The organism is Pseudomonas sp. FP2338 (genome assembly GCF_030687515.1).
Taxonomy (GTDB): Bacteria; Pseudomonadota; Gammaproteobacteria; order Pseudomonadales; family Pseudomonadaceae; genus Aquipseudomonas; species Aquipseudomonas salomonii.
Window position 1 is genome coordinate 5,490,304 of record NZ_CP117436.1, and the last position, 13,971, is coordinate 5,504,274.

General features: G+C 62.0%; 13 protein-coding genes. 9 read left to right on the forward strand and 4 right to left on the reverse strand.

Translation table 11 applies throughout. The annotated features are described in order from the left end of the window. Positions 1-3: 3 nt before the first annotated feature. Genes PSH96_RS24825 through PSH96_RS24840 form a run of 4 tightly spaced genes read right to left on the reverse strand, consistent with a single transcriptional unit; the run spans position 4 to position 4,430 of the window. Positions 4-834 carry a phytanoyl-CoA dioxygenase family protein gene (locus tag PSH96_RS24825; RefSeq protein WP_305455794.1) on the reverse strand — a complete coding sequence of 277 codons (831 nt, stop codon included), beginning with the start codon at positions 832-834 and terminating at the stop codon, positions 4-6. A 40-nt stretch (positions 835-874) separates the two neighbouring features. Then, on the reverse strand, positions 875-2,254 hold the full coding sequence (locus PSH96_RS24830) for an MFS transporter (RefSeq protein ID WP_305455796.1): 1,380 nt from the start codon (positions 2,252-2,254) through the stop codon (positions 875-877). Between the two features lie 10 nt (positions 2,255-2,264). Next, on the reverse strand, positions 2,265-3,422 hold the full coding sequence (locus tag PSH96_RS24835; protein WP_305455798.1) for a hypothetical protein: 1,158 nt from the start codon (positions 3,420-3,422) through the stop codon (positions 2,265-2,267). A 21-nt stretch (positions 3,423-3,443) separates the two neighbouring features. Beyond that, complete coding sequence (locus PSH96_RS24840) at positions 3,444-4,430, reverse strand: aldo/keto reductase (protein WP_305455800.1); 987 nt, start codon at positions 4,428-4,430, stop codon at positions 3,444-3,446. Positions 4,431-4,744: 314 nt separating this feature from the next. On the opposite strand from PSH96_RS24840, the gene PSH96_RS24845 reads away from it, so the two are divergent. From PSH96_RS24845 to PSH96_RS24885, 9 genes are all read left to right on the forward strand, one after another. Next, the gene (locus PSH96_RS24845; RefSeq protein ID WP_305455802.1) at positions 4,745-6,400 is read left to right on the forward strand and encodes a GH3 auxin-responsive promoter family protein; all 1,656 of its coding nucleotides are present in this window, start codon (positions 4,745-4,747) and stop codon (positions 6,398-6,400) included. A gap of 15 nt (positions 6,401-6,415) precedes the next feature. After that, a complete protein-coding gene (locus PSH96_RS24850; protein WP_305455803.1) occupies positions 6,416-7,294 on the forward strand; it encodes an alpha/beta hydrolase in 879 nt (292 codons plus the stop codon). Beyond that, positions 7,281-8,474 (forward strand): enolase C-terminal domain-like protein, encoded by a 1,194-nt coding sequence (locus PSH96_RS24855; RefSeq protein ID WP_305455805.1) that lies wholly within the window; start codon positions 7,281-7,283, stop codon positions 8,472-8,474. The genes PSH96_RS24850 and PSH96_RS24855 overlap by 14 nt, the downstream gene beginning before the upstream one ends. Then, a complete protein-coding gene (locus PSH96_RS24860; RefSeq protein ID WP_305455807.1) occupies positions 8,471-10,192 on the forward strand; it encodes a thiamine pyrophosphate-binding protein in 1,722 nt (573 codons plus the stop codon). Before PSH96_RS24855 ends, PSH96_RS24860 begins: the two co-directional genes overlap by 4 nt. 10 nt (positions 10,193-10,202) lie before the next feature. Further along, positions 10,203-11,075, forward strand: a complete 873-nt coding sequence (locus PSH96_RS24865; protein WP_305455809.1) for a sugar transporter — start codon at positions 10,203-10,205, stop codon at positions 11,073-11,075. Further along, entirely contained in the window at positions 11,068-11,388 is a 321-nt protein-coding gene (locus tag PSH96_RS24870; RefSeq protein WP_305455811.1) for a Dabb family protein, read from the forward strand. The genes PSH96_RS24865 and PSH96_RS24870 overlap by 8 nt, the downstream gene beginning before the upstream one ends. Next, entirely contained in the window at positions 11,375-12,085 is a 711-nt protein-coding gene (locus tag PSH96_RS24875; RefSeq protein ID WP_305455813.1) for an SDR family oxidoreductase, read from the forward strand. Before PSH96_RS24870 ends, PSH96_RS24875 begins: the two co-directional genes overlap by 14 nt. 109 nt (positions 12,086-12,194) lie before the next feature. Continuing rightward, positions 12,195-12,767 (forward strand): TetR/AcrR family transcriptional regulator, encoded by a 573-nt coding sequence (locus tag PSH96_RS24880; RefSeq protein WP_056858245.1) that lies wholly within the window; start codon positions 12,195-12,197, stop codon positions 12,765-12,767. Positions 12,768-12,882: 115 nt separating this feature from the next. After that, positions 12,883-13,908: a hypothetical protein gene (locus PSH96_RS24885; protein ID WP_305455815.1), complete on the forward strand. Its 1,026-nt coding sequence runs from the start codon at positions 12,883-12,885 to the stop codon at positions 13,906-13,908. The last annotated feature ends 63 nt before the right edge of the window (positions 13,909-13,971 follow it).

Here is a 13,971-nt window from a genome sequence, read left to right on the forward strand (position 1 = left end):
CTGTCAGCGGGTCGGGATAACGGGAAACTTGGGGTGCTCCATGGGCATGTCGAGCGTCAGCCCAAGCGGGTCGGTGCGATGGTTCGAGGCGCCGGTGTAGCGCGCCGACACCGGCAGCCACAGGGTGGAATACACCCAGCGCGGCACATTGGAGCTATTGGCGGGCGCCGCATGGATCACGTTCATGTCGTGCACGGTGGCATCGCCGGCCTTGAGCGCAATGGGCGGCGACATCTCGAACTCGTCCAGCACCCAAGGGTGCTCGTCGAGCAAGGTCACGTTGTCGCGGCGGTTGAAGTAACGCCCCAGCATGCCCGCCCGATGGCTGCGGCTGAGAAACTGCATGGTGCCCATTTCCGGCGTTAGGTCGACCAAGGCGATCCAGATATTCAACGCGCCCTGCCGATCCAGCGGATGGTGAGGAAAATCCTGGTGCCAAGGGGTGTCGCCACCCGCCTCGGACTCGGGGTTCTTGGCGAACACGTGGTCGGAATAGAACCGCACTTCCTCGCCCACCAGCTGCGAAGCAATGCTGGCCAACTGCGGCGAATGGCTGAGCGCCTTGATCTGCGGGCAGGTGCTGGAGACTTCATCCCAGCGCGCATACCAGCGGTAGGCATTCTCGATCTGCTTGCCCGGGTCGTTGCGATCGACCGTGCGCGCCACCTCGCCCATGCGGGTCTTGGCCTCCTGGAGCAACATCTGCACCGTCTCGGCGTTGATCACATTTTCCAGTTTCATCCACCCATTGGCCCGAAAATCCAGGATTTGCTGGGAATCCAGTTGGCGCGGTGCGTAGCCGGAATTTGCCTCGGTCTTCATGACTGCTTGCATGTTCAATCTCCATTGCTTCCAGGGTTTATTGAGCACTGCTTCAGGCGGCCGATTGCGCGGCCAGGGGTTGCTTGCGCAACAACACGAGCGTCAACGCCCAGCCCGCGGCCAACAGCAGCGAGGACAAGGCGATAACTTGGGCGAACCCGTGGCCGAACTGGGCTGCATCGGTCACGTTGATCAACAGGCTGAAGATGGCCACTCCGATCAGGCCACCCACTTGGCGCGAGGCATTGACGATGGCCGAGGCCACGCCGGACTTATCGCTGCTGACGTGGTTGACGGCAGTGGCGGTCAGGGTGGGCACCGTGAGTGAAATACCAAAGCCGATCACAAACATTTGCACGGCGATGTTGGCGTAAGGCGCGCCCCCCACGAAGGGTGTCAGTGCCACCACGCCGAGCAACGCGATGGCCAGGCCCAGCGCCAGCAGGCGCCGCTCACCCAACTTGGGCAGCCAGCGGGCAGCCAGCTGATTGCCGAAGAACAGCACCCCGGTCATGGGGATAAAGGCCAGCCCGGTATTGATCACCGAGTAGTGATTGACCTGCTGTAAAAAGATGCTGAACACGAAAATCAGCCCGTAGAACACGAAGTTCACGATCACGCCCAGGATAGAGGCCAGGCTGAACGCCGCGTTGTTGAACACCGTGAGCGGCACCATCGGCCGGGCCGTGCGCGACTCGACCCACAAAAACCCGAGCAAGCCGCCGACAAAGCACACGGCATGCACCGCAACGCGCAGGTCGACGCCGTTCTGGCGGCCCAACTCGATCACCGCGTAGGTCAAGTTGGCCAAGGTAAACAACGCCAGCAACTGCCCCCACACATCGAAACCGCCTTTGTGGTTGGCCGGGATACGTGGCGCATTGATCAGGCACAGCACGATGCCGATCAGGCCAATGGGCAAGTTGATGAAAAAGATGCTGCGCCAGCCGAACACCCCAATCAGCAAGCCGCCCACCACCGGGCCGGCCGCCAGCGCGATGCCGGCGACGCCCGCCCACAAGGCAATGGCCTTGCTGCGTTCGGCGGGCACCTCAAAGGTAATTCGCACCAGCGCCAGGGAAGTGGGCACCAACAGTGCCGCGCCGATGCCTTGCAGCGCGCGAAAGCCGATCAGCGCGGGCAAGGTGTCCGCCAGGCCGCAGCCGAGCGAGGCCAAGGTAAAGACCGCATACCCCCACAGGAAGATTTTCTTGTGGCCAAACCGGTCACCCAACGCGCCACCGGTGAGCAGGAATGAGGCAAACAACAGCGTGTAGGCGTTGACGATCCATTGCAGTTGCAGCACGTCGGTGGCGAACTCGGCCTTGAAGCTTTCAAGGGCCACGTTGACCACGCTCACATCGAGCAGCACCACCACAAAGCCAAGGCAGGTGGCGAACAGGGTCAACTTCTTATGACTGGAAGTATCCATTATCAATTCCTCAGGAGGTGTGGAGCGCAGCCGGCAGCGACGCCAGGGTCGCCTCGATCTGCGCCTTGAACGCCAGTGCCGTAGCGCGCTCGACTTTCAGCGAACTGAACGCCAGCGCCGCATGCCAGTTGCCATTGAATCTGCCCAGGTGCAGGACGAAGTCGTAGTTGCCGCCGGAGCGGTTAACCAGGGTTGAGAAACCGAGCACAGCCGGCGCGGGGTGAGTCAAGAAGCGGTCCAGCGGCCCGGTATTGGTAAAGGCCAGCGCGGGCCGCGGGCTGTCGTTGGCCGCACTGGTCGGGGGTGCGCCCAGTTGCGCCCGGCCCTCGGCGACCGCCTGCGCATAGCGCTCAATACAGCCGAGCACGCCTGGGTTTTGCCGAGCAAAGGTGGTTTTGCGCACATCGATCAGGCAGGCCTTGGTCAACGGATGGCCATGGCTGGCGGGTTCACGCAGTGAATACGCGGTGAACAAGTCGAACGCCGGCACATCCGCGTAGCTCAGATAACTGTGCGCCAGCACCCCGCCCCAAATCGCATTGGTGGTGAAACCAGACGCCGCGCGCAGTTGATCCAGGCGTTCTGCGGCCTGGCAGCTGACCTGCAGCTGGACAAAATCGGCGTAGCTGGCTTTACCCGTCTCAAGGGGTGACCCGCGCCAATGCTTCAGGCGGATATGGAACGCCTGCGACACCCGGCTATCGAGGCTCGCGGGCGTCGCGCCGAGGTAACCGGCCAGGCTGTTGACCAGCCTGGCGGTGCTGTAACCGTCGGAGATCGCATGGTTACGTGTCAGCAGAATATGGGTCTGGTTGATCTCGGCATCGGCAACCACTAACGCGCGCCAGCCCTCTTGATCCCCCAGCAAGCGGTTCAATTCAAGCTTGAGCAACACGTCGGTACGCCGCGACGGTGGCGTCGTGCTGACCGACGACTGCACGTGATTATCGACCGGCACAAACCCGTACCGGTCATCACCGACAGGCACAATCTTCTGGTGCAGAAACGGATACTCCGCCACCAATTGCGCGAACGCTTTGCGGGCCTGCACAGGGCCCACACACCCAGGCACCGTCAGCAACGAGGTCACCTGCGTGTTGCCGTTACGTTGCAAAAAGTTCTGGTGAAAGCGCTGTTCCGTTTCGTCGAGCAAGCGGTGCGGTTGCATGGCTGGCCTCCCTGGCAGTGCCTATCGGTCGATGAACTGCATCATTCGCTGCTCGTAGCGCTCACCGGCAACCGCCCACTGCCCCAGCAAGGCCTCGATCGCCTGAAGCTGTTCAGCGCTGAGCACGCAGTCGTCGGCGGCGACGTTTTCTTCCAGGTAGGCCACACGCTTGGTGCCGGGGATCACCGCCAGGTGCGGGCTGCGCGTCAGCAGCCAGGCCAGCGCCAGTTGCGCAGGCGTCATCGACCAGGAGGCGGCCAACGCCAGAATCGACTCGGTCAGAAAGGTATTGGCCGCGAAGTTTTCTTCGCGAAAGCGCGGGTCCTGCTGGCGGAAATCATTGGCGTCGTAGTTCGCGGCGCTGACGGCCTTGCCGGTCAAAAACCCTCGGCCCAAGGGGCAGAACGCGACGTAGCCGATCCCCAGGTTGTGCAGCAGCGGCAAGATCTCTTGCTCGACATTGCGCTCCCACAACGAGTACTCGCCCTGGACCACGGATATCGGGTGGGTGTTATGGGCGCGCTCGATCGTGCTTGTCCCCACCTCACAGAGGCCCAGGTATTTGACCTTGCCCTGATCAACCAGGCGCCCCATCGCGCCTACCACCTCTTCGATGGGAATGGTGGGGTCGAGCCGGTGTTGATACAGCACATCGATGTGGTCCGTGCCCAGCCGTTTGAGGGAGGCCTCGACGACCTTTTGCAGATTGCTCTGCGAGCTGTCGACGCCAACGATCTGGCCGTCGACGATGCGGAAACCAAACTTGGTGGCGATCACCACCTCTTCACGCCGACCGGCAAACGCGCGCTGCAACAGCCGCTCGTTGGTAAACGGCCCGTACGCCTCGGCCGAATCGAAGAAGTCCACGCCCAGCTCCAGCGCACGGTGCAGGGTACGCACCGATTCGTTGTCATCCGTCGCGCCATACCACTGGCTCATGCCCATGCAGCCAAGGCCGATGCGGCCGACACGCAGCCCTTGAGTACCCAATGTGATCCTGGAAACCATGGAATCGCCCTCCCTGTGATACTGATCGTTCTACATAATTTTCAAAAAATCGCTACTCCGTCAACACAAAACTTCAATAAATAAAATTTAATTTTCGCCTCAACGCTGAAAGAACAATCCCGAAACGGCACTAAAAACCTTTAAATAACAAATATTTGGTCAAGAAAAACGGCACTTTATTAATCTCGTCATACAAACCAAATGATTGGATCCAATAACAAGAAACATATTGACACATAAATTTCGAGGGACTAAACACTCACAACAGAGACATACCAGTCTCTCTTTCCTTTCACGTGATCGAGGACGAACGCATGGGCAAGATGGACTCTTGGATCGGCCATTGGGAACGCAGGGTGCCGACCTTCAAAGCTGAATGCGCCCAAGCGCAAGCGAACTATTTGGAAAGGCTCGACAAACCCCTCCGGGCACAGGAACACGTGCTTGAGGACATCATTTCGGTGTGCCAGAAATCGCTGTTCTGGAAGGAAAACGGCTTTCAGGTCAGCCACTGCAACGGCCGCATCACCCGCACCAACATCCCGGTCATGACCTACGAAGGGTTCCGCGAAATCCTGGTGCGTGAAGGCCAGCAAAAAGGCGGGATACTCAGCTGCAGCCCGGTGGTGCGCTGGCTCAAGACCAGCGGCACCACCGGCCAGTCCAAGCGCATTCCTTACACGTTGCACTGGATCCGCCAGTACCGGGTGCCCGCCATCCAGGCCATGTGGGGCTTTTTTGGCCATGACTACCCGGCGCTGCATGCCAACCCCTGGGCCACGCTGGACACCCAGACCGTGCGTGACCCGAGTAACGAATACGTGGAAGGCCTGCCCTACCAGGCCATCAGCAATCGCCACCCGCAAATCGGCAGCGGCGACTGGAACCCGCCCTGGTATGAAGCCCCCTGGTTCACGCCGACCCAAGATGCCAGCCATGAACAAAAGATGTACGCCCGGCTGTTGTGGACCTTGGGCGAAGACGTAAGGCTACTTACCGCGATCAACCCCAGCACCCTGCTTTCCTTGCACCACAGCCTGCTGGAAAACCGCGAGCGTCTGCTGCGTGACCTGCATGACGGCGCCCACACCGGCAGCCTTTTGCGCGCGGCCGACCCGGCCGCCGCGCGACGGCTGGAGACGGTGCTCGCGGCTGACGGGGTGTCGCTGACCGATGTATGGCCGGGGCTTGAGCGCTTCAGTTGCTGGACGGCGGCGTCGGCCAAACTCTACAAGCCACAGCTGGAGCGGATCATGGGGCAGGCCAAGGTGCTGCCCTTCATGTCGTGCGGTACCGAAGGCGTGGTGACCTTACCGGTGGACGCTGACCAGGACAGCCAACCACTGGCGGTGGACCAGGCGTTCTTCGAGTTCATCCCTGTGTCGGTGGACATGGATGCACTGGTGCGCGACCAGGCACAACCGGAAACCGTTGCCCTGGACCAACTCAAAGAAGGCGACGAATACCACTTGGTCATGTGGCAGGGCAACGGCATGGTCCGCATGTACACCGGTGATATTTACCGTGTGCACGGCTACTACCGTGGCGTGCCGCGCATCAGTTTCAGCCGCCGCAACGGCGTCATGCACTCCTTTACCGGCGAAAAAATCACCGAGACCCAACTGCACGAAGCCGTGCAGATGTGCGGCATTCCCAATGCCGGGCTGTACCTGTGCGCCCCGGTCTGGCACGAAACGCCTTACTACGCCGTCGCCATCGAGGCCGGCGGCGCGTCGTGCGGCGAGTCGCAGTCCCTCAGCCAACTGCTCGACGGGCACTTGCAGGCGATCAATATCGAGTACGAGTCCAAGCGCTCCAGCAAGCGCCTGGGGCAAATCAAGGTCATCACGGTGCCCGGCAACGCGATCTCCATGGCCATCGAGCGCGAGAAGGCCGCGAGGAAAACCCTGCAGATCAAATACAAGCCCTTCCAACCGGACCTGTCCCTGCTGGGCATCCAGCAATTCTGATCTTGAGAGGCACTCATGAATATGCACTTGTTTGCACACAGCATTGCGCGTGAAGTTCACCACTTGGCTCAGGCAGATCGGCGCATGGCCCTGCACGCCTGGCGCCCGCAGCGGCCGCAAGGGGCCATTCTGTATTTTCATGGCCTGCAAAGCCACGCCGGCTGGCTATGGGCGGTGGGCAATGCCTTTGCCAACCTGGGCATCGCGTTTTACGCCCTCGACCGCGAAGGGTGCGGCATCAGCAGCGGCCAGAAACATGGTTTCCCGGATGTGCGCACGCTGCACGCAGATGCGGCGGCAGCCATCGAACACATCCGCCGTGAAGTACCCGACGACATTCCCCTGTGCCTGTTCGGCCACTGCCTGGGCGGGTCGGTGCTGGCCGCCATCGCAAGCAGCGCCTATGCGCAATTGCCCTATGACAATCTGGTGATCTGCTCGGCGTGGCTGGGCAAGATGCACGACCGCTTGAGTGAGCAGGAGCGCGCCAGTATCGACTTGGACGACCGGCAAAGCCTGTGGGATTCGGGCCTCGACGCCGAAGACTTCACCGCCAACCCGCACCTGGTCGAATTTATCCGTAACGACGCGCTGGCGACCACTCACCTGGAGCATCGCGAACGCAAGAAGTTGCTGGCCCTGGAGAAGGTTTACCTGGCGGCCGACGCCCGCCCTATCGACGCGCCCAGCCTGTTTATCTGCGCCAATAAAGACCCGCTGGTGGATGTGAATGCCACGGTGGGCCACTTCCAGCGCCTGTGCCGCAACGGCTCGACCCTGCTGGTGAACCAGGACAAGCACTACCTGTTTTTTACCCCAGCCATGGGGCAGGTCGTGCAGTTCACCGCCGACTTCGTCAAAGCCAACGGACGCTACGCCTATGACGCCGCCTGAGGTCTACCTCGTGCGCCAGCCCATGGCCAACCCTTTCGTGCATGGCGCCCACCGACGCCTCACCTCAGACAGTGTGGTGCTCAGTTGGACGCTCGGCGCCTTTACCGGGATCGGTGAATGCGCGCCGCGCCGCTACGTGACCGGCGAAGACTGCGAGTCGGTGCTGACCCAACTGCGCAGCCTTGACTTCGCGCATCTGGCAAAAGCATTGGCCAGCGGCGACCCGGTCGACCGAGGCCGTGCGCTCTATGAGCACGGCCTGCCCGGCGAAGCCGATGCAAGCCTGGGCAACAATACCCGCTGCCTGGTGGAAATGGCGCTGCTCGACACCCTGGCGCAACAGGCCGGCCTGCCCTTGTCCGCCTACCTGCTGCGCATCACCGAGGCGGCGCCGACGGCACGCCGCAGCCTGCCCGCCCAGGTCAACATCACCCAGGTGCTCGACCTGTCGCAACCGGTGCAAGCGTTCCTCGAACAGCGCAAACCGTTGCGCTCGCTCAAGCTCAAACTGGCCGGCGATGCCCAAGCCAATCAACAGCGCCTGAGCAGCATCAAGGCGCTGGCGCCGAGCCTGGTGTTGTATGTCGACCCGAACATGAGCTGGTCACCCGCGCAACTGCACAGCAGCGCCGCGCAGTTTCGCGAGCTCGGCGTGGCCTTGTTCGAGGAGCCCTTGCCGCGTGGCAGCCTGGAGGATTACCGCCAGGCGCGCCTCAAGCATGGCGTGCCGATCATGCTCGACGAGTCGGTCACCTCGGCCTTGAGCCTGGAACGCGCCTGGCAACACCAGGCGCTGGATGCGGTGAACCTGCGCATTGCCAAGTGCGGTGGCTTGCTCAGCAGCGCAAAAATGATCGAGCAATGCCGCCGCTGGGGCCTGCCGGTTTACCTGGGCGTGCAGGTCGCTGAAGTCGGCCCGCTGATTGCCGCCCACCGCGCACTGCTGGCGGCCTTTGACGGTTTTATCGGCGTGGAGGCCGGCCAGCACGACCGCTTCTTCGACGACCACCTGCTCGACCCCATGCCGGCGATAGACCGGCAACACAACGCCATTCACTTGCCAGCCCACCTGCAACCGGGCCTTGGCGGGCGGCTGACCGCCCACGTACTGCCCTACCGTTGCGCCCTCGGCGCAGACCAACACACTTATTTGCCCCACCACATGGAGCGTGCGCGATGAAGTATTTTTCCGATTTGCTTGTGGATCTGTTGATCAACCAGGGCATCGAGTACGTCTGCTTCAACCCCGGCGCGTCATTTCGCGGCATTCATGACTCACTGGTGCATCACCCCGACCCTGCCGTGCCGGCCATCCTGATGTGCTGCCATGAAGAAATCTCGGTGGCCATGGCCCACGGTTATTACAAGGCCAGCGGCAAGCACATGGCGGTATTGGTGCATGCCAATATCGGCTTGCAGCACGCGAGCATGGCCATCTTCAACGCCTGGTGCGACCGCGTGCCCTTGCTGGTATTGGGCGGCAATGGCCCGATCGATGCGGCGCTGCGTCGCCCGTGGATCGACTGGATCCACACGTCCCAGAGCATCGATAAAATTCTCTCGGGCTACACCAAATGGACCGACATGCCAGTGTCCCAGGCCGCCACCCTGGAGTCGGTGCAACGCGCGCTCAAACTCTGTGCCGCCGAGCCCCATGCCCCGTGTTATGTGGCCATCGACAGTGCGGTTCAGGAAGAGTCACTGGCCGACGGGCTCTCGCTGCCCGCCGGGCCGGTGCGCCCGGAACGCTTGCCGGCGCTGGACGATCAGCAACTGGCTGAACTGGTCACCCAGTTGATGAGCGCGCAGCACCCCGTCATCGCCATCGACTACGCCGCACTCGACGATCAGCAGGCCGAGCAGCTGCTGGGCATCGCCAGCCTCACCGGTGCTGCGGTGATTTCACGCAATGGCCGCTATAACGTGCCCAACACCCACGCTCTGGTGTTCCAGGACCATGATGCGCACCTGCTGGGCGAATGCGACTTTCTGTTGGCCCTGGAAGTCCAGGACCTGTACGGCCTGCTGGCCAACTCCGGGCAAAAACCCCACCCAGGTTTGTACATCGCCACCCTGGGCACCCATTCCCTGCTCATCAGCAGTTGGGTGGCCGACAGCCAGAAACTGGTGTGCGCCGACCTGGCCCTGCACGCCAACGTGGTCGCCTCCATCGCCCGTATTGCCGAGGCGGTGCAGGCATCCGCCGAACGCCGCGACAGCACGGCACAGGCCTTGGTCAATGAGCGCATCGCGCGTATTACGGCGCACAAGCAGGTGCGCCGCCAAGCGTTGCTTGCACAGGTCACTCAACCTGCCGATGGCCTGACCATCGCCCAGGCGCTGATCGCTATCCACGAAGCCATCGGGCACCAGCGTTGGGTACTCACCAACACCGGCAGCGTGACCATCGACACGCTGGTGCGCCAGCTCTGGCCGATCGATCGCAGCGAGGCGTACATCGGCATGAGCGGCGGTGCCGGGCTGGGTTATGGCCTGGGTGCAGCCATCGGCGCGGCCGTTGCCCACAAGGGCACGGGCCGGCTGAGCGTGAACCTGCAATCCGATGGCGATTTGCTCTATACGCCGAGCGCCCTGTGGACCTTGTCGGCCTACGACATTCCGTTGCTGGTGCTGGTGATCAATAACCGCCTCTACCTCAATTCCAAGCAACACGCCGAACGCATTGCCGACCTGCGCCAGCGGCCCAGCGACTTGTCCAACCTGGGCACCAGCTTCCTTGAAAACGAAGTGGATTTTGTCGCCCTGGCGAAAACCTTCGACCTCTATAGCCCCGGCAGCGCCGACACCCCGGCGGCGATTCAAGAAAAGATCGCCGACTGCCTGGCCTATATGGAAACCCACGGCAAACCCGCCCTGCTTGAAATCAAGACCCTCTAGGAGCTTGCCCATGTCGATCATTTTTGAATGCGTGCGGGACGGCCAGCGCTATGTCACCAGCCCCGGCGCCGCCGGGCAGTACAGCCTCTACCCGGTCACCGACCTGTATGCGTTGTTGCGCGACACACCGGCGCGCGAATTCCCCGGTGGGCCACTGGCGTATCTGCGCGAACACTCGCCAGCGCCATTGACGGTTACCGACCTCGCGGGCTTCGAGCTGCTGCCATGCCTGCTGCCGCCCGACCCGCGCCAGGGCGTGGTGTGCGGCTTTGGCCTGACCCACCAGAGCAAAGTCGCGCAGCCACCGGAAAGCGACGAGCGCCCGGCCTTTTTTATCAAGGGCTTTGCCGACACGCTCAAGCGCAGCGGCGATGTGCTGCGCATGAGTCGCGGCGCGCTGTCGGCGTGTGAAGAGGCGGAAGTGGTGGCGCTGTTTCTGGTGGCCGACAACGGCCGCCCGGACTACATCGGCTACACCTTCGGCAACGACCTTACCGATATCGCCCTGGCCAAATCCAAGCGCAACTACCTGGCCTACGCCAAGTTGCAGCCCAGCGCCATTTCCCACCTGCTGTATTGGCAGCCCCTGCCCGACCTGATCAGGGGCACCACCTCCATCTACCGCGCGGGCGACCTGCACTGGGAACAGCGTTTCAGCACCGGCCTTTCCTGCCTGTGTTATGACGCCGATGACCTGTTCGACACCCTGTGGCAGCACCCGTCACTGCGCCTGCCCGGCACGCTGATCTACCTCTATATGGGCGCCGATCGCAACAGTGCCGACGCCGGTATCCACCTCAGCCACGGCGATACCGTGGTGTGCGAGTTCGACAGCGGCCCGCGCCTGAGCAATTTGATCGAATGGGAGAACGTCCATGTATAAGCGCATCGTTTTACTCAAAAGCCCCGACGCCCCGGCGGTCTCGACGCTGCTGCAGGAACTGCACGGCTTTCCCGGCCGCGTGCCCGGCCTGGTCGCAGTGGAGGTGATTGCCGACAGCGGCGACCGTTCGCTGGGTTACGACCAGGGTTTTATCCTCACCTTTACCGACGAATCCGTGCTCCCCAGCTGGCGAGAACACCCGTTGCACGCAGGCTTTCGCCCCCGCTTGCGTGCGTTGTGCGAGATGTTGATTTTCGATTACCCGCTCACACACCCTTTGCCACAGGAGGAAGACCGCCATGCCTACGCTTGAGCGCAATACCCAGGTGCTGGTCATCGGCGGCTCCGCCGGTATCGGCTTTGCCATCGCCAAACTGTTCCACCAGCAAGGTGCCATGGTCACCCTGGCCGGGCGCAGTGCCGCGCGGCTAAGCCAGGCAGCGCACGACATCGGCGCCGAGGTTGCGACCGTGCCACTGGACGTCACGCAGCCGGCCGAACTGGAGCGCTTTTTTGCCCGGCCCACGCGCTGGAAGCACATCATTGTCACCGCCGCCTCGCTGACGTTCGGGCCGGTGCGCAGCGTTGCGCTGGAGGATGCGCAGCGCATCTTCGACAGCAAGTTCTGGGCGGCGTACCACATTGCCCGGCTCGCACCTTTTGACGAGGATGGCTCACTGACCCTGGTCTCGGGGCGTTTTGCCCAGCGCGCCGGGCCGCAGACGGCACTGATCAGCGCGGTCAACGCCGGTATCGAAGGGTTTGCCCGTGGGCTGGCCAGCGAACTCTCGCCGGTGCGCGTCAACGTGCTGTCCCCGGGTTTTGTCGACACCGGCATGCACCCCGAAGCACTGGTACAGAAAATGCGCCAACGCAGCCAATCACTGCCTGTCAAACGCATCGCCCGGCCGGAAGACATCGCCTCGGCGGCCCTGCTGCTGGCCACCAACCCGATGATCAGCGGCACTGTACTGGCCGTCGACGGCGGGGATACCGTGAGCTTTACCTGAGTTTTTGCGACATATGGGCGAAACACCGAATCGAGACTGAGATAGACTGGTCTATATCATAATGTTACGGTTTTCGCCCATCCCAACTACTTGAACCTGGAGTTCCGAGTTGTCCGTATCGAAGAAGCAGCATGTCGTCGACACTGCTACCGGCCTGTTTTCCCAGCACGGTTTCCACCCCGTAGGCGTCGACTGGATCATCGAAGCATCGGGCGTCGCCAGAATGACGATGTACCGTAATTTCAACGGCAAGGAAGACCTGGTCAAAACCGTCTTGACGCAACGCTCGGCGCATCTGATCGAGCAATTGAAGACGCGCATGGATGAAAAGCCCAGCCTGGAAGAAAAGATCATTTCGATCTTCGATTGGCGTGGCCAGTGGTTCTGCTCCACCAGCTTCGCCGGCTGCCTGTTCGGCCGCGCGGTGGCCGAATACCCGGAGCACTCCGACATCCGCGAGATCGCCCTGGACTACAAGCACAAACTGCATGCGCTGGTAGAACACGAGATAGCCCGCCACCACACGCCCGAGACCGCGAGAACCCTCGCGACCTACATCATGATGCTGCTCGATGGGGCCACGGTGAATGCCCAGGCGTTCAGCAAAAGCCACTATGCCGGCGATGCCTGCGATGCGGCGCTGATGTTGCTTCGGTTTAATGTGGGCAAGCAGATTCGATAAGGGCTTGAGCGTTTGGAAACGGGCGAGTCGCCTCACAACGCCTCGCCCTATGGAATCCCCCCACACTTCCCATTACCCTGACGGCCTTTATCAGACAACCGGAAGTCAGATACCCGTGCTCAAGCCCCTCGCCGTCATCGCCCTCGCCTTCACGCCCTTGCTCGCCAACGCCGCCGACCTTGCGGGCGTGTGGCAGGGCACGCTGGGCAAATCCGCCATCACCGCCTGTTTCAATGGCGCCGACGGCGAGCAGGGCAGTTACTACTACCAGCGCATTCTCACGCCGATCCAACTGACCCAGGCCAGCGACAACGCGCCGTGGGTGGAGGCTGGCACTACCGGGTTCTGGCAGTTGGACAAACCCCAGGGCGATACGCTCGCGGGCGGCTGGAGCAAAACCAAAGGCGCCAAATCGCTGCCACTGGCCTTGAAACGCATCAGCACCGACGGCTGCGGCAGCGATGCCTACAACGCGCCCATGGAAGCCGCACCGCTGCCGGTGAAGACCGAGAAAAAAAGCTTCGAAAACCACGCGTATTTGCTCAAGGCCCAAGGCGCACAGGTCACGATCAAGCTCGAGGGCGACAGCCCGGCGATCCGGAAGATCAACCAGCAACTCGCCGCCCTGGCCGTCAGCAATGAAGCGCAGGCGGACTACTTCCAGGAGCGCCGCGAGTACCTCGGGCGCAACGGCTCGGGCTACACCAGCGAAATCGACGTCGAGCCTGTGTATTGGTCGTCGCAATTCATCACGGTAAAGTTTTATCGCTGGGCGGCGGGCACTGGCGCGCGGGGCATCAGTTGGGGCCTGCACTCCTGGAACCTGCAAACCGGCGAACGTGTTGACCCGTGGACCTGGCTCGGTGGCCAACAACAAGGGTATGACGTCTACTCCGGGCACGTGAAGTTGCCTGCCAAGTTCAGCGCCTGGCTGGCCAAACAAACCACCACCGACGAGGGCTGCCCGGCAATCACCCGCTACGACAGCTTCGACCTGAGCTTCAACACCCAAGGCTTGCAACTCGCCACACGCGCCACGGGCGACGGTTGCGACAATGAATTGAGCTTCACCTGGGCGCAATTGGAGCCGGTACTCACCGAGTCAGGCAAAGCGGCATTGCCCAGCTTGAAACTGCCCTGAATACGGGGCTGAGCGAGCCTTACAAAAACCCCACATTCGTTCACGAAATGTTAAGAAACGGCT